Origin of the sequence: Pseudomonas juntendi, assembly GCF_009932375.1 — a bacterium.
GTDB classification, from domain to species: Bacteria; Pseudomonadota; Gammaproteobacteria; order Pseudomonadales; family Pseudomonadaceae; genus Aquipseudomonas; species Aquipseudomonas juntendi.
In genome coordinates this window covers 23,647-46,173 of record NZ_BLJG01000020.1, presented here as the reverse complement: position 1 = coordinate 46,173, position 22,527 = coordinate 23,647, and the positions used below count along the sequence as shown (strand labels likewise).

The 22,527-nt window shown below is 63.0% G+C and carries 23 protein-coding genes; 15 read left to right on the top strand and 8 right to left on the bottom strand.

All coding sequences use genetic code 11. The features are described from left to right. Positions 1–131 precede the first annotated feature (131 nt). The gene (locus GYA94_RS03270; RefSeq protein WP_110679976.1) at positions 132–587 is read left to right on the top strand and encodes an REP-associated tyrosine transposase; all 456 of its coding nucleotides are present in this window, start codon (positions 132–134) and stop codon (positions 585–587) included. A 110-nt stretch (positions 588–697) separates the two neighbouring features. On the opposite strand, the gene GYA94_RS03265 is transcribed toward GYA94_RS03270, so the two are convergent. After that, positions 698–976 (bottom strand): DUF3077 domain-containing protein, encoded by a 279-nt coding sequence (locus GYA94_RS03265; protein WP_236185716.1) that lies wholly within the window; start codon positions 974–976, stop codon positions 698–700. A gap of 961 nt (positions 977–1,937) precedes the next feature. After that, positions 1,938–2,276 (bottom strand): YgaP-like transmembrane domain, encoded by a 339-nt coding sequence (locus GYA94_RS03260; RefSeq protein ID WP_009686802.1) that lies wholly within the window; start codon positions 2,274–2,276, stop codon positions 1,938–1,940. A gap of 325 nt (positions 2,277–2,601) precedes the next feature. Here GYA94_RS03260 and GYA94_RS03255 point away from each other — a divergent pair, with 325 nt between their 5' ends. From GYA94_RS03255 to GYA94_RS03235, 5 genes are all read left to right on the top strand, one after another. Then, positions 2,602–3,318, top strand: coding sequence for a GntR family transcriptional regulator (locus GYA94_RS03255; protein ID WP_054913774.1), 717 nt, complete (start codon positions 2,602–2,604; stop codon positions 3,316–3,318). A 61-nt stretch (positions 3,319–3,379) separates the two neighbouring features. Further along, entirely contained in the window at positions 3,380–4,699 is a 1,320-nt protein-coding gene (locus GYA94_RS03250; protein ID WP_110677837.1) for an NAD(P)/FAD-dependent oxidoreductase, read from the top strand. A 182-nt stretch (positions 4,700–4,881) separates the two neighbouring features. Further along, the gene (locus tag GYA94_RS03245) at positions 4,882–6,210 is read left to right on the top strand and encodes an MFS transporter (RefSeq protein ID WP_054913772.1); all 1,329 of its coding nucleotides are present in this window, start codon (positions 4,882–4,884) and stop codon (positions 6,208–6,210) included. 72 nt (positions 6,211–6,282) lie between these two features. Then, the gene (locus GYA94_RS03240; RefSeq protein ID WP_161891776.1) at positions 6,283–7,176 is read left to right on the top strand and encodes a dihydrodipicolinate synthase family protein; all 894 of its coding nucleotides are present in this window, start codon (positions 6,283–6,285) and stop codon (positions 7,174–7,176) included. Positions 7,177–7,190: 14 nt separating this feature from the next. Continuing rightward, a complete protein-coding gene (locus GYA94_RS03235) occupies positions 7,191–8,681 on the top strand; it encodes an aldehyde dehydrogenase (RefSeq protein ID WP_110677831.1) in 1,491 nt (496 codons plus the stop codon). A 104-nt stretch (positions 8,682–8,785) separates the two neighbouring features. On the opposite strand, the gene GYA94_RS03230 is transcribed toward GYA94_RS03235, so the two are convergent. Both GYA94_RS03230 and GYA94_RS03225 read right to left on the bottom strand, forming a co-directional pair. Next, positions 8,786–9,256, bottom strand: coding sequence for an RNA methyltransferase (locus GYA94_RS03230; RefSeq protein WP_009686799.1), 471 nt, complete (start codon positions 9,254–9,256; stop codon positions 8,786–8,788). Positions 9,257–9,328: 72 nt separating this feature from the next. Then, positions 9,329–9,700, bottom strand: coding sequence for a YajD family HNH nuclease (locus tag GYA94_RS03225; RefSeq protein WP_009686798.1), 372 nt, complete (start codon positions 9,698–9,700; stop codon positions 9,329–9,331). A 132-nt stretch (positions 9,701–9,832) separates the two neighbouring features. Here GYA94_RS03225 and GYA94_RS03220 point away from each other — a divergent pair, with 132 nt between their 5' ends. Continuing rightward, positions 9,833–10,111 carry a hypothetical protein gene (locus GYA94_RS03220; protein WP_009686797.1) on the top strand — a complete coding sequence of 93 codons (279 nt, stop codon included), beginning with the start codon at positions 9,833–9,835 and terminating at the stop codon, positions 10,109–10,111. Between the two features lie 289 nt (positions 10,112–10,400). Here the strand turns inward: GYA94_RS03220 and GYA94_RS03215 are convergent, their stop codons facing one another. After that, positions 10,401–12,443, bottom strand: a complete 2,043-nt coding sequence (locus GYA94_RS03215) for a S9 family peptidase (RefSeq protein WP_161891775.1) — start codon at positions 12,441–12,443, stop codon at positions 10,401–10,403. Between the two features lie 122 nt (positions 12,444–12,565). Between GYA94_RS03215 and GYA94_RS03210 the strand changes: the two genes are divergently transcribed. The 3 genes from GYA94_RS03210 to GYA94_RS03200 are packed head-to-tail and all read left to right on the top strand — an operon-like array spanning position 12,566 to position 14,382. After that, positions 12,566–13,063 carry a hypothetical protein gene (locus tag GYA94_RS03210; protein WP_009686795.1) on the top strand — a complete coding sequence of 166 codons (498 nt, stop codon included), beginning with the start codon at positions 12,566–12,568 and terminating at the stop codon, positions 13,061–13,063. A gap of 14 nt (positions 13,064–13,077) precedes the next feature. Beyond that, positions 13,078–13,851: a class II glutamine amidotransferase gene (locus GYA94_RS03205; RefSeq protein WP_009686794.1), complete on the top strand. Its 774-nt coding sequence runs from the start codon at positions 13,078–13,080 to the stop codon at positions 13,849–13,851. A 9-nt stretch (positions 13,852–13,860) separates the two neighbouring features. Beyond that, a complete protein-coding gene (locus GYA94_RS03200) occupies positions 13,861–14,382 on the top strand; it encodes a DUF2937 family protein (RefSeq protein WP_161891774.1) in 522 nt (173 codons plus the stop codon). A 42-nt stretch (positions 14,383–14,424) separates the two neighbouring features. On the opposite strand, the gene GYA94_RS03195 is transcribed toward GYA94_RS03200, so the two are convergent. Next, positions 14,425–15,339 carry a LysR family transcriptional regulator gene (locus GYA94_RS03195; RefSeq protein ID WP_161891773.1) on the bottom strand — a complete coding sequence of 305 codons (915 nt, stop codon included), beginning with the start codon at positions 15,337–15,339 and terminating at the stop codon, positions 14,425–14,427. 128 nt (positions 15,340–15,467) lie between these two features. On the opposite strand from GYA94_RS03195, the gene GYA94_RS03190 reads away from it, so the two are divergent. From GYA94_RS03190 to GYA94_RS28470, 5 genes are all read left to right on the top strand, one after another. After that, positions 15,468–16,754 carry an MFS transporter gene (locus GYA94_RS03190; protein ID WP_054905135.1) on the top strand — a complete coding sequence of 429 codons (1,287 nt, stop codon included), beginning with the start codon at positions 15,468–15,470 and terminating at the stop codon, positions 16,752–16,754. A gap of 9 nt (positions 16,755–16,763) precedes the next feature. After that, positions 16,764–17,540, top strand: a complete 777-nt coding sequence (locus GYA94_RS03185; RefSeq protein WP_110677825.1) for a 5-oxoprolinase subunit PxpA — start codon at positions 16,764–16,766, stop codon at positions 17,538–17,540. Beyond that, on the top strand, positions 17,540–18,226 hold the full coding sequence (gene pxpB, locus GYA94_RS03180; protein WP_009686789.1) for a 5-oxoprolinase subunit PxpB: 687 nt from the start codon (positions 17,540–17,542) through the stop codon (positions 18,224–18,226). Before GYA94_RS03185 ends, pxpB begins: the two co-directional genes overlap by 1 nt. Beyond that, a complete protein-coding gene (locus GYA94_RS03175) occupies positions 18,223–19,140 on the top strand; it encodes a 5-oxoprolinase subunit C family protein (protein WP_161891772.1) in 918 nt (305 codons plus the stop codon). The genes pxpB and GYA94_RS03175 overlap by 4 nt, the downstream gene beginning before the upstream one ends. 375 nt (positions 19,141–19,515) lie before the next feature. Next, a complete protein-coding gene (locus GYA94_RS28470; RefSeq protein WP_161891771.1) occupies positions 19,516–20,229 on the top strand; it encodes an RHS repeat-associated core domain-containing protein in 714 nt (237 codons plus the stop codon). A 95-nt stretch (positions 20,230–20,324) separates the two neighbouring features. On the opposite strand, the gene GYA94_RS03165 is transcribed toward GYA94_RS28470, so the two are convergent. Next, the gene (locus tag GYA94_RS03165; RefSeq protein ID WP_009686787.1) at positions 20,325–21,503 is read right to left on the bottom strand and encodes a vWA domain-containing protein; all 1,179 of its coding nucleotides are present in this window, start codon (positions 21,501–21,503) and stop codon (positions 20,325–20,327) included. Between the two features lie 13 nt (positions 21,504–21,516). Continuing rightward, positions 21,517–22,362 carry an AAA family ATPase gene (locus GYA94_RS03160; RefSeq protein ID WP_009686786.1) on the bottom strand — a complete coding sequence of 282 codons (846 nt, stop codon included), beginning with the start codon at positions 22,360–22,362 and terminating at the stop codon, positions 21,517–21,519. Between the last annotated feature and the right edge of the window lie 165 nt (positions 22,363–22,527).

Below are 22,527 nucleotides of genomic sequence, written 5' to 3'. Positions count from 1 at the left end.
GCGGGCAAGCCCGCAAAAGGGCCGGCACAGCCAAGCACATGCTTCAGTCATATCCGGAAACCACCAACCACCCGGCCACCCCGCTTCAGCCACTACTTTCAAAGGGAGGTTCAATTTCAAGGAAGATCACAATGCCGTTAGCCGAATCCCATCTGCTGCGCCGTGGGCGCTTTTCCGAGCCAGGCAGGCTCTACATGCTGACCACCATCACGCAACAGCGAAAGTCACTTTTCCTCGACTTTCACCATGCCCGGCTGGTGGTCAAACATCTGCGGATCTCAAATGATATTCAGGACTGCCGGTCATTGGCCTGGGTAGTGATGCCGGACCATCTGCATTGGTTGATCGAACTGAAGGAAGTGGCATTGGCGACACTGATGCGCAAGTTCAAATCACGCGCAGCCATTGCCTTGCGCAAGGCAGGTGTCAGGCACAAGCCGATATGGCAACCGGGGTATCACGACCATGCACTGCGGCGGGAAGAGAATGTGGTGCATGTGGCCCGGTACATCGTTGCCAATCCCTTGAGGGCAGGCTTGGTCCGGAGTGTCAGGGATTATCCACACTGGGATGCGGTATGGCTTTGAATCGGTGCTGGGGCCTTCGCGGGCTCGCCCGCTCCCACAGGTACAGCGCAGGCCCTGAGACTTCGCTGTACCTGTGGGAGCGGGCGTGCCCGCGAAAGGGCCGGTACAGGTCAGACCTGAACTGAGGCCTTGTTGAGGCCAAGCTCAATGTCATCAATGAGGGCTTTGGCAAAGCCACTGAGAATTCTTGCTGCACTACCTGCCAGCCGATCATTTTCCATCTCGGCTTCGGTTGTCAGGTGATTGATACAGCCGAGCATGACGGAGAGTTCGGAGAAAGCATGATTGAAGGGGATGTTGGCCTGTACGCGGAAAAGCTCCATGCAGGTTTCTTTACCGACAGTGCTGCTGTAGCTCGGATGGGTAGAATCAAGGTCGTGCTTGGTCATGGTTGGAATCCAATGTCGTTAATTGGACCACCAACTCGTCTTTCTCACGGACAAGGGGTGGCAGCCGTACGCGGGGTGAGAAACCGAGGACATTGAACCCGGCCAGGCCGAAGCCTGCCCACGTAGGCTGCCATGACTGGAAGTCCGTTCAACATCGTTCGGGTTCTCACACCCGATCACCATGAATGGCGACCCTACGACGTTAGCCCTGGGGCATTTCCCCTACAACAGAGCAGCTTCCACGCGGCTCGTAGGATAATTCCCAAGCAGCGCCGATTGAAGCTTTGGGCTCAGGTTGATGAAAAGTCGTACGCCATCAGGGCCTCTTCGCGGGCTTGCCCGCTCCACAGGTCCAGCGCAGGCCCTGAGACTTGCGCTGTACCTGTAGGAGCGGGCGTGCCCGCGAAAGGGCCGGTACAGCCAAGCACATGCTTCAGTTATATCCGGAAACCACCAACCACCCGGTCACCCCGCTTCAGCCACTACTTTCAAAGGGAGGTTCAACTTCAAGGAAGATCACAATGCCGTTAGCCGAATCCCATCTGCTGCGCCGTGGGCGCTTTTCCGAGCCAGGCAGGCCTGCATCTTTCTCACGGATGGGGCGGCAACCGTACGCGAGGTGAGAAACCGCGGATATAGGAACGCAGCCAGACCTGGGTCTGCCCGCGCACGGCTGCCATGACGGAAGCACTATATCGTTGGGTTCTCACACCCAGTCGCCAGTACTGGCGACCCAACGACATTAGCCCTGGGGCATTTCCCCTACAACAGAGCAGCTTCCACGCGGCTCGTAGGATAATTCCCAAGCAGCGCCGATTGAAGCTTTGGGCTCGGGTTGATGAAAAGTCGTACGCCATCAGGGCCTCTTCGCGGGCTTGCCCGCTCCTACAGGTACAGCGCAGTCTCAACGCCTGTGGGAGCGGGCAAGCCCGCGAAGAGGCCGGCACAGGCAATGCATCAATCAACCGCCAGCCAACGGATCCTTCCCGGTCACCGTCACCCCGCGCGTCGCCGCCTCGGCGCTGGCCTTCAACGCCTCCAGGTCCGCCGCGCTACGCTCGATATCCGACCGCAATCGCTGATACTCCTGCCGGTGCCGCTGCCACCAGGCCTTGGTGGCGCAGTGCCCGCTGACCCCACGCGCCACGGCCAGGCCGCCCACCGCCATCTGCAGCAAGCCAACCAAGCCGCCACGGCGCAGCCCTTTGCTGAACATCAGCGCACCACCGGCCAGCGAGCTGGCACGTTCCAGGCCATGAACATTGTGCTGCGACGACGCAGCGGAATGGCTATCGAGCATGGCAAACCCTCCTTGTGGAATGTAAGCAGCTGACCTGCACGGCAACGCCAGCGTTCAGTTGCATCGCTCGGCGGCGAGCCCTGGGTGGGGTTGAAACGGTGAAAAGCAGCTGGCTGTGTCGTATATGGCGAATACCCTGTCCGGTTTGGCAATGCAGCTTCAAGGGTGTTTAATCACCGCTGTCGAAACCGCTGGAGGCCTTGAAAACAAAGGCTCAGACAGATTCAGCCGTTTATCTGAAATGCTGTAGACACATTGTCTAACAGTGCCCTATAGTCGTTATACAAATAGTAGACACAGCGCCATGACCACAAAGAAGGCCGCCATGAAAGCCACCGTTCAACCCCTCGAAGCGCAAGTGCCACCGGACCGCAAGGCGGTGTTGGCCGAGGCGCTGCGCCGCCGGATCCTGAGCATGGAACTGGCCCCGGGGGCAGTAGTGGACGAACTGGCCCTGTGCGACGAATTCGGCCTGTCGCGGCCACCCGTGCGTGAACTGCTGCGCCAGATCGCCGCCGAGGGCTACATCGAACTGGAAGCCAACCGCGCACCACGGGTGGCGGCCATGAACCACGAGTCGCTGCACAGTTTTTTCGTTGCCGCACCGCTGATCTACATTGCAACCACGCAGCTGGCCGCCACCTATGCCAGTGCCGATGAAATCGACGCGCTCAAGGCCATCCAGGCCCAGTTCCGCCAGGCGATCGAAGACCGTGATGTGGAAAACCGCGTGCTTTACAACGACGCCTTCCACCTGGAAATCGGCAAGATGGCGCACAACGACTACCTGCTGCCGAGCCTGCGTCGCTTGCTGATCGACCACACCCGGCTGGGCAAGATCTTCTATCGCCACCCGACCACCGATGACATGCAACGTGACCTGGAAACCGCTTGCGCGCAGCACGACCAGATGATTGATGCGATCGAGCGCCGTGACCCGCAAACGGCTGGGCAACTGGTGCGTGAGCACTTCGAGCTGTCGCGCCGGCGCATGGCTGAATACGCCGCACCACAAGGGCTGGATGTACCCATACAGATATGAATGACCCGGTCAGGCCGGCGCTGGCTGACCGCTCGACGACAACAAGCACCAGGTTAGCCCAATGACAAGAATAAGTTCGTTACCTGCCGATGATGCCACCTGTGGCTGGTATCACCTGAGCCAGCCCCGCACGCCAAGGCCGGCCCACAGCGGCAACACCCAGGCCCGCTGGGTGATCGTCGGCGCCGGTTTCACCGGCCTGGCTGCTGCGCGCCAACTGGCAACGAACTTTCCGCATGACGAAGTGGTGTTGGTCGAAGCCCAGGAGGTCGGCTTCGGCACCTCCGGGCGTAACGCCGGTTTTGCCATCGACCTGCCGCACGACATCGGGGCCGAGGACTACATTGGCGACATCGATATCGCCAAAACCGTGCTCAAGCTCAACCTGGGCGGGCAGTCGTACCTCAAGGAGCTGATCGAGCGCTACGCCATCGAGTGCCAGTTCCGCCACTGCGGCAAGTACCAGGCGGCCGTCGAGGACCGCGGTATTGCCGTGCTGGACGCCTACCGCCGAGGCCTGGACAAGCTGGGCCAGCCTTACGAGGTGATCGAGGGCCGTGACCTGCCCGGGCACATTGGCACGCATTTCTACCGCAAGGGCCTGTTCACCCCGGGCACTGCCTTGCTGCAGCCCTCGGCCCTGGTCAAGGGCCTGGCCGACAGCTTGCCGAGCAATGTTTCGCTATACGAGCACACGCCCATCACCGATGTGGAGTATGGCGACAAGGTAGTGCTGCGCCACGCCAAGGGCTCGATCACAGCCGACAAGCTGGTGCTGACCACCAATGCCTTCGGCATGAGTTTCGGCTTCCTCAAGGGCCGCATGCTGCCGGTGTTCACCTACGGCAGCATCACCCGCCCACTGACCGCTGAAGAGCAGGCGCGGCTGGGGGGCAACCCCTACTGGGGCGTGATCCCTGCCGACCCGTTCGGCACCACCATGCGCCGTACCGTCGACAACCGCCTGCTGATCCGCAACAGCTTCAGCTACAACCCCGACGGGCGCAGCAACCGCAAGTTCCTGCAGCGCTTTGCCGAGCGCCACCGTGAATCGTTCGCCCGGCGCTTTCCAATGTTGCCCGGGGTGGGCTTCGAGTACACCTGGGGCGGTGCCCTGGCGCTGTCGCGCAACCACATGGGGTTTTTCGGCAAGTTGGCGCCCAATGTAGTCGGCGCACTGTGCTGCAACGGCCTCGGCGTTACCCGTGGCACGGTCACCGGCAAGTTGCTGGCTGACTGGCTGGCGGGCGACAAGAACGAACTTATCGAGTTTTTGCTAAATGCCCCCGGGCCTTCCGCGAACCCGCCGCAACCCCTGGTTTCGTTGGGTTTGAACGCCAACTTGATGTGGGGGCAGTTCCGCGCTGGCAAAGAAAGCTGATCGCTGACAGGCATCAGGCATAGCACAGACAGGTCGGCATCCAGTTAGCCGGCACGGGCTCGCTCGGCCCGAAATTGACCACCGGTGGTTATTACCGGGTCCCCGGGGCTGAACAGTCTTTTCAGTTTCGCGGGCGCGTTCGCCTTGAAAACACGTAGTAAGCAGAAATGGTAGGAACAATAATGACAAGTCCGAATGTTTCGATTGAAGAAGTACCGATCAACAACTTTCACCAGTTGCTGACTTTGCGTTCCGGCGGCGGCTCGTTCGTTGACGGCTATGTACTGAGCATCATTGGCGTGGCCATGGTGCAGATGTCTGCAGGCTTGAGCCTGAGCAGTTTCTGGCAAGGCATGATTGCCGCATCGGCGCTGATCGGCATTTTCTTCGGTGGTTTCTTCGGCGGCTGGCTCACCGACCACTTTGGCCGCAAAAGGGTGTTCTTCGTCGGCCCGACCCTGTTCATCCTGGCCTCGCTGGCGCAGTTCTGGGTGGAGTCGGCCCTGGCGTTGTTCCTGCTGCGGTTTGCCATCGGCATTGCCGTGGGCATTGAATACCCGGTGGCCACCTCGTTGCTGGTGGAGTTCCTGCCGAAGAAAAACCGCGGGCCGCGCCTGGCCACCCTGACCGTGCTGTGGTTCGCCGGTGCGGCCACCGCCTACATGGTCGGTGAGGCCATTCTGCGCCACGGCGGTGAAGATGCCTGGCGGCTGGTGCTGGCCAGTGCCGCGGTGATCGGTGCACTGCTGTTTGCCCTGCGCCTGGGTACCCCGGAATCGCCACGCTGGCTGATCAGCAAGGGGCGTTCGGCCGAAGCCGAGCAGGTGATCAAGCGTGTGTACGGCCCTGGCTTCTCGCTGAACAACCTGCCGGAAGAGCCCAAGACCCGCAAGCTGTCGTTCCTCAGCCTGCTGCACTCCGGTTACGGCAAGCGCATGTTGTTCGTCAGCCTGTTCTGGACGTGCTCGGTGATCCCGGTGTTCGCCGTGTATGCCTTCGCGCCCAAGGTGCTGGGCGCACTGAACCTGAAAGGGGACTGGGCCGCCATTGGTTCGGTGGCGATCACCTGCCTGTTCGTGGTCGGCTGCATTATCGGTACCCGCCTGCTGAATACCATTGGCCGGCGCACCACGCTGCTGCACAGCTTCTTCTGGTCGGGGCTGGCGCTGCTCGGGCTCGGCGCCTTCAGCAACGCCAGCGAGATGCTCATCCTGGCGCTGTTCGGCGCCTACGCGCTGTTCATCGGCGGCGCCCAGGTGCTGCAACTGGTCTACCCCAACGAACTGTTCCCCACCGAGATCCGCGCAGGCGCGGTGGGCGTGGGCACCTCGCTGTCGCGCGTTGGCGCCGCGATCGGCACCTGGCTGGTGCCCATCGCCCTGGACAGCTATGGCATCGGCGCGACCATGTACGCCGCTGCAGCGGTGACATTCATCGGCCTGGCGATTTCCGTCGCGCTGGCCCCGGAAACCCGCTCGCTCAACCTGCAACAAGCGGCTTCGCTGAGCTGAATGCGTATGACCCGCCGCAGCCACGTGTGCTGCGGCCTTCAAAACACTGAGCAACGCACTGGAGAATCTACCGTGAAATTCGAAGGCATCTACACCCCGGCAATCACCCCGCTGGCTGCGGACGGCTCGATCGACAAGGCGGCGTTCGCCGAGGTCCTCGAATACCTGGTCGAAGCGAAGATCCACGGCGTCATCATTGGTGGCTCCACCGGTGAGTACTACGCCCACACCGCCCAGGAGCGTGTCGAGTTGGCCGCCCAGGCCAAGGACGTGCTCAACGGCCGCCTGCCGCTGATCGTTGGCACCGGTGGCATCCGCACCGAAGACGCCGTGGCCTTCGCCCAGCATGCCAGGGAAATCAAGGCCGATGCGCTGCTGGTCGGTACCCCGCCGTACGCGCTGCCGACCCAGCAGGAAATCGCCCTGCACGTCAAAGCCGTGGACGCTGCCGCCGGCCTGCCGATCATGCTCTACAACTACCCAGGCCGCATGAGCGTGAGCATGGGCGAGGCGTTTTTCGACGCCGTGGCCGACGTGAAGAACATCGTCGCCATCAAGGAAAGCTCCGGCGACATGGCCCAGCTGCACCGCCTGGCCATCCATCGCCCGAACATCCAGTTGTCCTGCGGCTGGGACGATCAGGCCCTGGAGTTCTTCGCCTGGGGCGCTCAGAGCTGGGTCTGCGCCGGCTCCAACTTCATCCCGCGCGAGCACGTGGCCCTGTACGAGGCCTGCGTGATCGAAAAGAACTTCGACAAAGGCCGCAAGATCATGAGCGCCATGATGCCGCTGATGGACTTCCTCGAAGGTGGCAAGTTCGTCCAGGCGATCAAGCACGGCGTTGCCCTCAACGGCCTGAAGACCGGTGGTGTGCGCAAGCCGCTGTACGACCTGGATGACGCCGAGAAGGCCGAACTTCAGCGTGTGGTCACCGAACTCAAGGCCACCATCGCCCAGATCAAATAAGGAGGCTGGAAAAAATGGCTGAATTGCTGAGCAAGGAACAATACGCGGCCATCGCCGCCGACCTGCAACTGCGCACCCAGGCGTTCATCGACGGTGAGTTCCGCGATGCAATCTCTGGCCGCACCTTCGTCACCACCAACCCGGCCACCGGCAAGCAGCTGGCCGAAGTCGCCGCCTGCGACGTCAACGACGTGAACGTCGCCGTGGCGGCGGCCAAGCGGGTGTTCGAGGCAGGCACCTGGTCGAAGATGCAGCCGAACGACCGCAAGCACGTGCTGCAGAAGTTCGCCCAGTTGCTGGAAGACAACGCCCACGAACTGGCAGTGCTGGAAGCGCTGGACAGCGGCAAGCCGGTCAGTGAATGCCAGACCGTCGACGTGCCGGAGACCATCCACACTATCCGCTGGCACGCCGAGCTAATCGACAAGATCTACGACGCCACCGCCCCGACCGGCAACGCTGCCGTGACCATGGTGGTGCGTGAAGCCATTGGCGTGGTCGGCCTGGTGCTGCCATGGAACTTCCCGCTGCTGATGCTGGCCTGGAAGATCGCCCCGTCGCTGGCCGCCGGTTGCTCGATCGTGGTCAAGCCGGCCAAGGAAACCACCCTCAGTGCCCTGCGTGTGGCCGAGCTGGCCCATGAAGCCGGTATCCCGGCCGGTGTGTTCAACCTGGTGCCCGGTGGTGGCCGTGAAGTGGGCGAGGCCATTGGCCGCCACATGGACATCCCGATGGTCAGCTTCACCGGCTCCACCGACACCGGCCGCCTGTTCCTGAAATATGCTGCCGAGTCCAACCTCAAGCGCATCGTTCTGGAGCTGGGGGGCAAGAACCCGGCCGTGGTCATGAACGACTGCGAAGACCTCGACGAAGTGGCGCAGTTCGTCACCGCCGGTGCGTTCTGGAACATGGGTGAGAACTGCTCGGCCTCCTCGCGCCTGATCGTGCACAAGGACGTGAAAGACGAACTGCTGGGCCTGATCGCCAAGCACTTGAAGGACTGGAAGCTGGGCGACCCGCTGGACCCGGACAACCGCCTGGGCGCGATGGTCAGCAAGTCGCATTTCGAGAAGGTCAAGTCGTACCTGGAATACGCTGCCGGGCAAAAACTCAGCATCGTTCAGGGCGGCGAAACCGAGAACGGCGTGTATGTGCAGCCGACCATCGTTGACAACGTTGGCCGTGACAGCAAGCTGTTCGTCGAGGAAATCTTTGGCCCGGTGCTGAGCGTGACCAGCTTCGCAACGATTGATGAAGCCATCGAGCTGGCCAACGACACCGTGTACGGCCTGGCCGCCTCGGCCTACACCGGCAGCCTGCGCAATGCGCTGCGCCTGTCGCGTGAAATCCGCGCCGGGGTGGTCACGGTCAACTGCTTCGGCGAAGGTGACGTGACCACGCCGTTCGGTGGCTACAAGGAGTCTGGCTTTGGTGGGCGCGACAAGTCCATCTGGGCCCATGACCAATACACGGAGCTGAAGACCATCTGGATCAACGCTTCGTGAGCTGAGCAAGACCGGTGCTGTTCTGACGGAGTTCGGCACCTGGCCGCTTTTGTGGTGGCTGTACCGGCGGTGAGCCGGTACAGGCTCTGCAAGGGCGGCTTTTTTTACTTGAATTTGGGCCCCGACCGGGTATTCAGCCCCTTGGCCATGCGGTCGTACAGCACCACATTCACCGTCGCCGCCAGGTTCATGCAGCCCTCGGTCGGGATGTAGATGGTCTCTTCACACCAACCGCGCACTTCTTCGCTCAGCGACCCGTCTTCTGGGCCGAAGATGTAGATGGCGCGGTCCGGGTGGGTGTATTCCGGCAGGGGCCGGGCGCCGTCCACCAGCTCTACCGCCACCGGGGTGCAGCCCAGCGGAATGATGCGTTGCAGGTCATCGATGCCGATCAGCGGGATGTCGTAGTGCACGCGCTTGGTGTCGGTGACGAAGTCACGGGCGCGCTCATACCGTTTGCCGGTATAGAACACCGAGTTGACGCCGTAGCAGCCCGCGGCGCGCATCACCGAGCCGACGTTTTCCGGCGACTTGGGGTTGAACAGGCCGATGCAGCTGTATCGTTTGTTTGCCACGTACCGGGGCCCTTCGCGAAAAAAAGCGCGATTATACGGGCTGCCCGGTAGCAGCGGGGGGCGAATCGATGGTCAGTCTTTCTTCAGCAAGCCAGCCAGGCCGGCAAACGGGTTGTGCGTGGCCTTGGCGATGCTCGGGGTGCTGGTGGAGCCTTCGCTGAAGTACTGCTGGTCGGTGTAGCGCGAATGCTCGTTGTCGTGGCAGTACAGGCACAGCAGCTCCCAGTTCGAGCCGTCCTGGGGGTTGTTGTCGTGGTTGTGGTCGCGGTGGTGCACGGTCAGCTCGCTCAGGCGCTTGCCGGCGAACTCGCGGGCGCAGCGGCCGCACACGTGCGGGTACATTCTCAGGGCCTTGTCGCGGTAGCCCATTTCCTTGTCACGCTTGGCGTCGGCGAGAATGCGGTCCAGGCGCGCGGTGGCGGCAGCGGAAGAGGAGGCGCTCATGGTGTTTCCTTTGTTCTGATCAGGCAGGTGACGGTTATGCCATTGAGTCTAGCGCGCTTGCAGGGCGGGCGGACAGGCGAAAGCGTTGATTTAGGCGTAGCCTGTAGGAAGGTTCCCGACAGGAGGTTACTGATGTTGCGCGCGATCCTAGCCGTGCTGTGGCTGGCGGGCCTGCCCATGGCCGATGCCGCCAGTACGCCGCCCCGGCTGGCGACCCCGGTGCCCGGTGCGCCGGGTACGCCAACGCCCACGCCTTACCCGCAGATCACCCCGAGCACGCCGCCCAAGGCTTACGACAGCCAGCCGGGTGCGCCTTTGCTGCCACCGATGCCGGTGCCCGGGCCGCCGAAGGACCAACCCTTGCCGGGGTTGCGGCCGGAGCCGGCGAAGCCGGCGCAGGATGATGACTGACTGCAGCGGTGCGTTGGCGCTGGGTTTACCAGGGGGCCAGTGCCCTGTGGGAGATAACACAGCCCTACGGGCTGCGCTGTCGCGCAGAGAACTCAATTCGTAACCGCGACGCGGCCTGTGTGGGAGCGGGCGTGCCCGCGAAGAATCCAGCGCGGTGGCTGGCACCGGCTACGCCGGTGATCGCGGGCACGCCCGCTCCCACAAAGACCCCGCTAAATCAATAAGTTATGTACTGTTCTATGAGAGCGGCCTTGTGTCGTGAAAGGGGCGCAAAGCGCCCCCGGCAATCTCAGGCAATACCCAATTCGCCAAACACGAACGCATATTCCAGCGCCACATCCTTGAGCCCCTGATACCGCCCGCTCATCCCGCCGTGCCCGGCGCCCATCTCGGTCTTGAGCAACAGCAGGTTGTCATCGGTCTTGCGTGTGCGCAGCCGCGCCACCCACTTGGCCGCCTCCCAGTACTGCACGCGGCTGTCGTTGTAGCCCGCCACCACCAGCATCGCCGGGTAGGCCTGGGCCTTCACGTTCTCGTAGGGCGCATATGCCTTGATCCGCGCGTACACCTCCGGCTCCTCAGGGTTGCCCCACTCGTCGTACTCGGTCACGGTCAACGGCAGATCGGGGTCGAGCATGGTGTTGAGCACGTCGACGAACGGCACTTCGGCGACCGCACAGCGGAACAGTTCGGGGCGCAGGTTGAGCACCGCGCCGATCAACAGGCCACCGGCACTGCCACCACTGATGGCCAGCCGGTCGGGCGCCGTCACGCCCTGGGCGAACAGGTGTTCGGCACAGGCGATGAAGTCGCTGAAGGTGTTGTGCTTGTGCGCCTGCTTGCCGGCACGGTACCAGGCTTCGCCCAGCTCGCCACCACCGCGTACATGGGCGATGGCGAAGGCCACGCCGCGCTGCAGCAGGCTCAGGCGTGCATGCGAGAACCACGGGTCGAGGCTTTCGCCATAGGCGCCGTAACCGTACAGGTACAGCGGCACGGTCTGGCCCAGGTCCTGGCGGCGACGCACCAGGCTGATCGGCACCTGGGTGCCGTCGGCGGCAGTCGCCCACAAGCGTTCGCTGACATAGTCGTCGGCATCGAAGGCGCCCAGTACCGGTGTTTGCTTGAGCACCACCTGGGCGCCGCTGGCCAGTTCCAGCTGGCGCACCTGGGCCGGGCGGTTGAGTGCTTCGTAGCGCAGGCGCAGGCGGGGGCTGGCGAACTCCAGGCTGTCTTGCACGTACAGGCTGTAGGCGGCATCCGGCAGCTCGACACGGTAGGCCGCCAGACCTTGCGGGCGCACTTCGATGATCGGCAGGCCGCCTTCGCGCAGGCTCAGGATGAGTGCGCCGGCATTCAGGCTCAGCCCTTCAAGCATGACTGCCTCGCGGTGCGGCACCAGTGCCTGCCATTGCTCGCGGCCCGGTACCTCGGTAGCCGGGGCGTAATACAGGGCGAAGTTGATGCCGTCCTGGTTGGTGCGGATAAACCAGCACCACGCGCCGTCGAGCTGGCCGTGGTCGGGGAAGTATTCATGGCCCTCGACACGTGGCGCCAGGCAAATGAATGGCGCCTGTGGGGTTTCGGCGTTCAGCACCCAGGCTTCGCTGGTGGTCTTGCTGTTCAGCAGCAGCACCAGCTGGCGCTCGGAGCTGGTGCGGTAGCAATGCAGGAAGAAGCGCCCGTCGGGCTCCTCGAACACGCGCTCGGCACCGGGGCTGCCCAGCGTATGGCGGCACAGGCGCCATGGCCGGTGGGTGTCGTCCAGCTCGGCGAAGAACAGTGTCTGGCTGTCGTTGGCCCAGGTCATGCTGCCATCGCAGTCTTCGAAGGGCAGGGCGGTGATCGCGCCGCTGGCGAGGTCTTTCACGTACAGGCTGTAGACCTCGTCGCCACTGGTATCCAGGCTGTAGGCCAGCAGGCGGTGGTCGGGGCTGACACTGAACGCGCCCAGCGACAGGAAGCCGCCGTTGGCCAGTGCGTTGGGGTCGAGCAACAGCTGTTCCTGGCTTTCATCGACGGTGTTGCTGTCGTCGGCCGGGCGTGGGCAGCGGTAGTGGCGCGGATATTCGTCGCCAGCAGTGGTGCGGGTGTAGTACAGATACGGCCCCCAGGGTGAAGGCAGCGACAGGTCGGTCTCCTGGATGCGGCCCTTGATCTCTTCGAACAATTGCTCGCGCAGGGGCTCTTGGTCGGCCAGGCAGGCTTGCTGGTAGGCGTTTTCGGCCTGCAGGTAGGCGAGCACCTCGGGGGTGTCGCGCTGTTGCAGCCAGGCATACGGGTCGGCGGCCTGGTCGGCATGGGCAATCGGCGGTTGGGGCTTGGTCGGCATCGAGGATCTCTTGGTTGGGGTGGCCTGGGCCCGGCTGCGAAGCGGCCGGCGCAGGCAAACACTGTGTGCGCCCGGAAAAGTGTTTATCATAGGCACCTCTTTGCCTGGCTTGCACGAACACCATGATCGAGAACGACTACACCTTGGCCTGGGGCCTGTACGCGGTTGCCGCTTTGGGCTGCCTGCTGGTGGGCTTCAAACTGACCGGCTGGATGTGGCGCTGGTTGCGCGAGCCCCTGCGCGTGGTGCTGGCGGTGCTGTTGCTGACGCCGACCGTGGTTGACCCGGTCAAGGACAGCTTCGCCCCGGCCATCGCCATCACCACCCTGGATGTGGCGTTCAAGGTTGGCAACAATGCCTGGCGCGCAGTTTCCGATTTTGCCATGTACGGCATGATCGCCTTTGCCTTGTATGCCCTCTTCGTATTGCTGCGCTGGCCGCTGGAAAAGCGCGCCCGCGAGCGGCGGGCCCAGGCTGAGGCCGCGGCCCAGCGCGAGCAGGCCGAAGATGACCGGCTCGGCGCCCAGGCCCCTTTGGCCGCCGAGCGCAGCGACCGTTACCGTGACCTCCCGCCACCTGCGGCACCCCGGGGAAATGGCCGGGTCGAGCCCCGTCTGTAAGCGGAGACACAGCCATGTGCGAACTGTTGGGCATGAGTGCCAACGTCCCTACCGACATTGTCTTCAGCTTTACCGGCCTGATGCAGCGCGGTGGCCGCACCGGCCCGCACCGCGATGGCTGGGGCATCGGCTTCTATGAAGGGCGCGGCCTGCGCCTGTTCCAGGACCCGGCTGCCAGCAGCGAGTCGGAGGTAGCCAGCCTGGTGCAGCGCTACCCGATCAAGAGCGAAGTGGTCATTGGCCATATCCGCCAGGCCAACGTCGGCAAGGTCTGCCTGGCCAACACCCACCCGTTCATGCGCGAAATGTGGGGCCGTAACTGGTGCTTTGCGCACAACGGCCAGTTGGGCGCCTTCAAGGGCTTGGGCAGTTTCTATCGGCCGGTAGGCGATACCGACAGCGAGGCGGCCTTTTGCGACCTGCTCAACCGCATTCGCAGCGCCTTCCCCGAGCCGGTGCCGGTGGAACAGCTGTTGCCGGTGCTGGTCGAAGCCTGTGCCGGTTACCGCGGGCAGGGCGTGTTCAACTGCATGCTCAGCGACGGTGACTGGCTGTTCTGCTTCTGTTCGACCAAGCTGGTGCACATTACCCGGCGTGCGCCGTTTGGTGCGGCACGCTTGAAGGATGTCGACCTGATCGTCGACTTCCATACGCAAACCACCCCCAACGACGTGGTCACGGTGATTGCCACCGAGGCCCTGACCGAGAACGAGACCTGGCAGCGCTACGAGCCGGGTCAATGGGCCCTGTGGCGGCACGGTGAATGTGTGGCGCACGGCCAGAGCTAAGGACGCTGCATGTTCAGAAGTTACCTGCGGTTGCTGCTGTTCACCTTCGGCCTGTTGGCCGGTATTCAGGTGCCGGGGCTGGTGAAAGACTACAGCCAGCGGGTGGAGGCGCACCTGTACGAGTCGCGCGAGGCGCTGGACGGCTTCAAGCAGACGGCCGAGCGCTTTTTCAATGGCGACCTGCAGGCCTTGCTACGGCACTACCGCAGCAGTGATGACCCAGTGTTCAACAGTGACGCCAACAGCATCGAAAGCCTGATGATCCGCAACCAGTTGCTGGAGAACGAGTGGCAGGCCCTGCAAGGGCCTTGGGTCGCACGCACCTGGCATGTGCTGGTGCAGGCCGACCCGCAGCTGCGTGCAGAAACCCTCAACGGCTACAGCTACCAGATTCTGCTGGTGCCCGAGGCCATCGGCTGGGGTGTTGGCGCAGGGTTCGTGCTGGCGTTCTTGGTCGAAAGCCTGTTGCTGGGGCTTGGCTGGGTGATCCTCGGGGGGCGGCGTCGGGTGGTGAAAGAGAGCTGGCGCTGAAGGTGATCGCCAGCACAGGCACTGCGTCCTCAACACCAACCCCTAGGAAACCAGCACGATCCGCTGCCCACCCATGTCCCGTGCATACCCCTCCAGCACCTGTCGGCACAGCCCGACTACCTCATCCACCAGCGCAACGCCGGTCTGCCAGGCCACCACCAGCTCCAGGCTCGGCGGCGGTTGCAGCCCGGCTAGCAACACCAGCTCGCCGCGGCCCAGCTCGGCATCCACCAATGCCGGTGGCAACGCGCCGATGCCGAAGCCGTCGCGTAGCAGCCGGGTAATGGCCGCCACCGAGTTCACGCAGTTCAGCCGCGGTGCGTCAGCCCCGGCACCCTGCAGCAGGCTCAGCACCTCCTGGTGCGGCCGTGAATTCTTCGAGAAGGTGATGATCCGCTCCCGACCGAGCTCGGCCAGCGAGCCGAAAGCGCGGTGCTGGGGCGAGCCGGCGGCAACCACCCACCCCATCGGGTAGCGCGCCAGATCCAGGCTGCGGATCGACTGCTCGCGCAGCAGGTCGGTCTGCAGGATCACGTCGAGAAACCCCTTTTGCAGTTGTTCGCGCAGGTTCAGTGCAGTGTCCGCCACCAGCTCGATTTCTACCTGTGGGTAGCGCTCGGTCAGTTCCGCCACCAGCGCACTCATCCAGGTGTGGATGACCGTGTCCATCACCCCGATGCGAATTCGCCCGACCTTGGCCCGGTCGCTGTCCAGTGATTGCTTCATGGCCTTGGCGGTGTCCAGCATGCGTTCGGCGTATTCCAGCACCTTGCCGCCTTCCGGGGTCAGGCTGACGCCGCGCGAGTCGCGCAGCAGCAGCTTCACGCCCAGGTCGGCCTCCAGCGCGGCAATACGGCTGGAGACCGAGGCCTGGGTGGTGAACAGCTTGTCTGCGGTCAGGCGGAAGCTCTTGAGGCGGGCGACCCAGACAAAGGTTTCGAGAAAGCGAAGGTTCATGATCAGTTTTTCTTGTTCCAGACCGGCGGTTTTTCTCGTTGGACGCAGCGCGCGCGGGCTCCGAACATTGGCCCAGGCCGCGACAGTACAGGTCGCCCATACAACAATACCAACAAGCCGAGGCAAGCATGAACCCCACCGGCGTGCAGCAGCAGGTCAGTTCTTCCCCTTCGTCCGGGCCGTTCGCCTGGTACCGCGACATCGACTCACAGCAACGGCGCACCTTCTGGAGCTGCAAGATTGGCTACGGCCTGGATGGCATGGACACCCAGATGCTCAGCTTCGTCATCCCCACGCTGATCATGCTGTGGGGGATAACCACCACTGAAGCCGGGCTGATCCACACCAGCACGCTGATCGCCTCGGCGGTGGGCGGCTGGATAGCCGGTATACTCTCCGACCGCATCGGCCGCGTACGTACCCTGCAACTGACGGTCCTGTGGTTTGCGTTTTTCACTTTTCTCTGCGGGTTCGCCCAGAACTACCAGCAGTTGCTGATCGCCCGAACCTTGATGGGCTTCGGCTTCGGCGGCGAGTGGACCGCCGGCGCAGTGCTGATCGGCGAAGTGATCCGCGCCCAGGACCGTGGCAAGGCGGTCGGCATGGTGCAGTCCGGGTGGGCCATTGGCTGGGGCCTCACCGCCATCCTCTATGCGCTGCTGTTCTCCTGGCTGCCGCCTGAGCAGGCCTGGCGGGCACTGTTCCTGTTGGGCCTGGTGCCGGCCATCTTCGTGATCTTCGTGCGCCGCCTGGTCAAGGACCCGGAGGTCTACCGCCAGGCCAAGGCGACGCCAGCGGCCGAGGCACCGTCGCACTTCTACGAGATTTTCGCCCCAGGCATGCTCTGGACCACCGTGCGCGCCTCGTTGTTGACCACAGGCGCGCTGGGCGGTTACTACGCCATCACGTCCTGGTTGCCGACCTTCCTCAAGAATGAACGCGGCCTGAGCGTGCTGGGAACCGGTGGCTATCTGGCGATGGTGATCGTTGGTTCGTATGTGGGCTACGTCGTCAGTGCGTACCTGTCCGACCTGCTGGGGCGTAAGAAGAACTTCATCCTGTTCGCCGTGGGCTCGTTCGTCATCGTGCTGCTGTACACGCAGATGCCCGTCAGCGATGGCGTGATGCTGTGGCTGGGCTTCCCGCTGGGCTTCTTCGCCTCGGGGATCTTCAGCGGCATGGGCGCGTTCCTGACAGAGCTGTTCCCAACACGTATCCGCGGTTCGGGGCAGGGCTTCTGCTACAACATCGGCAAAGTTGTTGCGGCGCTGTTCCCGTTGCTGATTGGCTTGCTCGGCCAGCAGGTGCCGCTGGGCCTGGGTATCGGTGTGTTTTCTGCCGTGTCCTATGGCGTGGTGATCGTTGCAGCGCTGAGCCTGCCGGAAACACGCGGCAAACAGTTGCAAGCGCGGTAAGGTAGGCACATGCACGACAACAACGGAGGCCGCGTGGTGGAACGCCTGCTACTCAATTGCGACATGGGTGAAAGTTTTGGCAGCTGGCGCATGGGCCTGGATGCCGAGGTCATGCCCTACATCGACTGCGCCAACATCGCCTGCGGTTACCATGCCGGTGACCCTGGCATCATGCGCCGCACCGTGGCCCTGGCACTGGAGCACGGGGTGGCGATCGGTGCCCACCCGGCCTACCCGGACCTGGTCGGCTTCGGGCGCCGGTCCATGGCCTGCAGCCCCGAGGAAATTCGCGATTTGCTGCACTACCAGATCGGCGCACTGGAGGGCATCTGCAAGGTGCTCGGCGGCCGTGTGGCCTATGTCAAGCCGCATGGTGCGCTGTACAACGACATGATGGCCGACCCGCTCAAGCTGCGCACCGTGCTGGAAGCTGTGGCGGCTTACGGCAGCGACCTGCCGCTGATGCTGATGGCCACCGCCGACAACCGTACTGCCCAGGCGCTGGGCGATGAAATCGGCGTGCCGCTGTGGTTCGAGGCATTCGCCGACCGGGCCTATACCGCCAGCGGCCACCTGGTCTCGCGGCGCCTGCCCGGCGCCGTGCATCACGACCCGGCGCGTGTGGTGGAGCAGGCCGAGCGCCTGGCCCGTGGCGATACGCTGGTGGCGAACGATGGCAGTGCCTTGAAGCTGGCGGCCAGCACACTGTGTGTGCATGGCGACAACGACAGTTCGGTAGCAGCGGTGCGGCAGATTCGCCAAGCCCTCGATGCCATGGAGCGATGATGAAGCTGCGTATCGAAGTGGTCGCGGTCGACAGCCTGATGGTGCGCCTGTTCGAGCGTATCGACGAGGCCAACATGCCGTGGATGCTTGCTGCCAGCCAGTGCTTGCGCGCAGCGTTTGGCCAGCACCTGCTGGACTTGGTGCCGTCGTACACCACGCTGATGGTGCACTTCGACCTGCCGCCGGCCGAGGCGAGGGCGCTGATCGCCCAGGCACTGGACGGTTTGCAGCCTGACGCCGGCAGTGGTGGCCGGCGCCACGAGATCCCGGTGTGGTACCACGCCAGCGTCGGCCCGGAGCTGCCTGTACTGGCTGCCCGCAGCGGCTTGACCGAGGGTGAAGTGGCCCGCTTGCACAGCGAGCGCGAGTACCCGGTTTTTGCCTTGGGCTTCGCCCCCGGGTTCGGCTTCATGGGCCTGGTCGATGAACGCCTGGCCAGCCCCCGCCTGAGCACCCCGCGCAAGCGGGTGGCGGCGGGCAGCGTGGGTATTGCCGAGCGCCAGACAGCAGCGTACCCGGCGGTGTCGCCGGGGGGCTGGAACCTGATCGGGCGTACACCGGTGCGTTTGTTCGACCATGAACGTGAGGGTTATAGCCTGTTGCAACCCGGTGACCGGGTGCGTTTCGTGGCGGTTACGCGTGATGAGTTTCTGGCCCTGGGCGGCGATGTGGAGGCGCAAGGATGAAGCAGTTGACGATCGAGGCCAGCAACGCCTTGTGCCAGTTGCAGGACGCCGGGCGCTTCGGCGTACGGCACCTGGGCGTGACCCAGGGCGGGGCGCTGGACTGGGTGGCGATGTACTGGGCCAACTGGCTGTTGGGCAATTCGCTGGCCGCACCTGTGGTGGAGGTCGCGCTGGGTGGCTTCTGTGTGGTGGCGCAGCAGGATTGTGTGCTGGCGCTGGCCGGTGCCGACCTGGATGCGCGAGTTGATGATCAGCCGGTAGCGCCCTGGCGCAGCTTTGCTTTGGGCAAAGGGCAGCGCTTGGCCCTGAAGCAGCCCAAGCAGGGCGTTCGGGCGTACCTGGCGGCGCCTGGCGGGTTTCGCGGCGAGGCGGTGCTGGGCAGCTGTGCCACCGTGGTGCGCGAAGCGCTGGGCGGTACAGACGGCCAGGGCGCTGCGCTTGGTAAAGGCCAGCTGCTGGCTTTTGCGGGTACGCCGGCAACCCTTCGTGAAGTGCCGGATGCGTTGCGCCCGCGCTATCACCACAAGCCTGTGCTCGACCTGGTGATGGGCGCGCAGCTCGGCGATTTCAGCGGTACCAGCCTGTACCAGGCATTCAACACGGACTGGACCCTGGACAGCCGGGCCGACCGCATGGGCATCCGCTTGCTGGGGCCGCAGCTGGTCTACCAGGGCGCGCCGATGATTTCCGAGGGCATTCCCCTGGGGGCGGTGCAGGTGCCGCCGGACGGGCAACCGATCGTGTTGCTCAATGACCGGCAGACCATTGGCGGTTACCCGCGCCTGGGGGCATTGACGCCGCTGGCGTTGGCGCAACTGGCGCAGTGCATGCCGGGGGCGCAGGTACGGTTCAGGGCGGTGGTGCAGGATGAAGCGTGGCGGGAGCAGCAGCAATACTTGGGCCGGTGGTTGTAAGGCTGCGGGCCCTTTCGCGGGCACGCCCGCTCCCACACAGGCCTGCGCCATACCTGTAGGAGCGGGTTTACCCGCGAAAGGGCCGGCACAGCCCCCCACTTGGACAGGTCTTATCCCTTCTTCCGTCTTCGCTAGAGCCCACAGATACCGTTTGTTTAGAACTATACCTCGCGGTAGTGTTTCTGATGTCATCTGAGTTCACCCTTGGCTGCAGTGGGCGCAAGCGCTTGAGTAACGGTCAGGTTACGCGTGCCTGATAATTCTGCTAGTTGATTCATGTGGGGCACTGACTATCCTGTTGAGAGGAGGTCGTTAGGCTTGTTTTCTGAGTCCACCTTGATTTTGAGTAGGCTTGAAAATTGATAAGGTGTCCACATGGATTACACACCGCATGGGTACTCTTCATCGCGGCTGATCGAATGTTTTGCGCTTGGGTATGCTGGTGAACGTATTGATAGAATATCGGGGTGCTATCCGCTCGGTGCTGGGAGACGTTCTTACAGTCCGGTCCTGATGAGATTTACTTCGTCAGATGCTTTAAGCCCCTTTGGTGATGGGGGGGGAAACGGCTACGCGTATTGCAGTGGTGATCCAGTCAACTACAATGACCCGACAGGCAAGACCCGGGTGCCCAGTCGAATTATGGCGGGTAGGGGGCGTTCTCTTAAACTCACCTGGAATGAAACAAAGTTTAAACTCGACCAATCCAGCCCCGGCGAACTTTTGGAGCTTGTTAAGCGCTCACCGGATTATGCTCTGCAGATTGAAGCGGCTGAAGCGGCAAATGTGCTTAATCATATTGAAGCGCTGAGGCGTAATCCGCGAGCCGAGACGCCGCTGGGGCTGTTTGCCTTTAGCCGAAAAGTGTTTGAAGATGCGCGCTCGCTGTTTGTTAGTATGCCTTCCAGAATTCAGTCGCACTTGCAGGCGCCTTCGCCAGAGCAAAGGCAGCGTCTGGAGTGGCAGCTATACAAGTGGAGGAATATGATTCAGTTTGAGAGCGAACGCGCTCATATCCGCATCAATTCGGTTGCTAGAAAGTTGCTTGCTCCGATACAGGAAGACATTCGATCGTGGCGTGGTCAGTGATTGCGATAATGATCAGGCCGTTTCGCTGTCAACAATTGAACCCTACGGTCTACGGGCGCCTACGATAACCTGCTCGTATGCAGCCCGTAGGTACGTCATTTGGACAGATACCGCATCCCTTCCTCCAACCCCTGCAAGGTCAGTGGGTACATCTTGTCCTCGATCAACTCCCGCACCAGGTGGGTCGAGGCGGTGTAGTCCCAAGCCTGCCGGGGATAGGGGTTGATCCAGATGATCTTCCTGAATTTCTCCATGAAACGCTGCAGCCACACATACCCGGCTTCTTCGTTCCAGTGCTCCACGCTGCCACCGGGCTGGGTGATTTCGTAAGGCGCCATGGCCGCATCGCCAACGAAGATCACTTTGTAGTCGTCGCCATACTTGTGCAGCAGATCGAACGTGGAAAACCGCTCCGAGGTGCGGCGCAGGTTGTTCTTCCAAACCGACTCGTACACGCAGTTGTGGAAGTAGTAATACTCCAGGTGCTTGAACTCGGTCTTGCAGGCCGAGAACAGTTCTTCGCACACCTTGACGTGGGCGTCCATGGAACCACCGATGTCGAACAGCAACAGCAGCTTCACGGTGTTGCGCCGCTCCGGGCGCATCTGGATGTTCAACAACCCGGCATCGCGCGCGGTGTGGTCGATGGTGCCGTCGATGTCGAGCTCTTCGGCGGCGCCTTCACGGGCGAACTTGCGCAGCCGGCGCAGGGCCAGCTTGATGTTGCGCGTGCCCAGTTCCACCTGGTCGTCGAGGTTCTTGTACTCGCGCTGGTCCCAGACCTTCACCGCCTTGCCCTGGCGTTTGCCAGCCTCGCCCACGCGGATGCCCTCGGGGTTGTAGCCGCCCGAACCGAACGGGCTGGTGCCGCCGGTGCCGATCCACTTGTTGCCGCCGGCGTGGCGCTCCTTCTGCTCTTCCAGGCGCTGCTTGAAGGCCTCGATGAGCTTGTCCAGGCCACCCAGCGACTGGATTTGCGCGCGTTCTTCGTCGCTGAGCGAGCGCTCGAACTCCTTGCGCAGCCAGTCTTCCGGAATCAGCGCCTCGATGTGCTGGTCGAGGTTTTCCAGGCCTTTGAAGTAAGCGGCGAAGGCGCGGTCGAACTTGTCGAAGTGGCGTTCGTCTTTCACCAGAATGGCGCGGGCAAGGTAATAGAATTCGTCCATGTCGGCGAACACCACGTGCTTTTGCAAGGCCTGGTGCAGGTCGAGCAGTTCACGCACCGACACCGGCACCTTGGCCGCTCGCATTTCATTGAACAGGTTGAGCAGCATGGCCCGGCTCCTGTCAGCGGTTGCCGCGCCGGCTCATGAAGGCCAGGCGCTCGAGCAGTTGCACGTCCTGCTCGTTCTTCACCAGCGCACCGGCCAGCGGCGGGATCGCCTTGGTCGGGTCGCGTTCACGCAGCACCGCTTCACCGATGTTGTCGGCCATCAGCAGCTTGAGCCAGTCGACCAGCTCGGAGGTGGAAGGCTTTTTCTTCAGGCCAGGCACCTTGCGTACGTCGAAGAACACGTCCAGCGCCTCGCTGACCAGCGCCTGGCTGATGTTCGGGTAGTGCACGTCGACGATCTGCTGCAGGGTGCTGCGGTCGGGGAAGGCGATGTAGTGGAAGAAGCAGCGGCGCAGGAAGGCGTCGGGCAGTTCCTTTTCGTTGTTCGAGGTAATGATGATGATCGGGCGCTGCCGGGCCTTGATGGTCTCGTCGATTTCGTAAACGTAGAACTCCATCTTGTCCAGTTCCTGCAACAGGTCGTTGGGGAACTCGATGTCGGCCTTGTCGATTTCGTCGATCAGCAGGATGACCCGCTCCTCGGCCTCGAAGGCCTCCCACAGCTTGCCTTTCTTCAGGTAGTTGCGCACGTCATGGACCTTGTCCACGCCCAGCTGCGAGTCGCGCAGGCGGCTGACCGCGTCGTACTCGTAGAGGCCCTGGTGGGCCTTGGTGGTGGACTTGATGTGCCAAGTGATCAGGCGCGCGCCGAACGAAGCTGCCAGCTGTTCGGCGAGCATGGTCTTGCCGGTGCCGGGTTCGCCCTTGACCAACAGCGGGCGTTCGAGGGTGATGGCCGCGTTTACTGCCAGTTTCAGGTCGTCTGTGGCGACGTAGTCGCGGGTGCCTTCGAACTTCATGGGGCTGTCCTCTGTTGTAAGCCTGTGCCGGCCTCTTCGCGGGCACGCCCGCTCCCACAGGAATTGCACAAACTTCTGAATCTGCGGAAGTACCTGTGGGAGCGGGCGCGCCCGCGAATGGCCCAACACCTGTTTTCGATTTGTTACCGACTATAACGCGGGCCC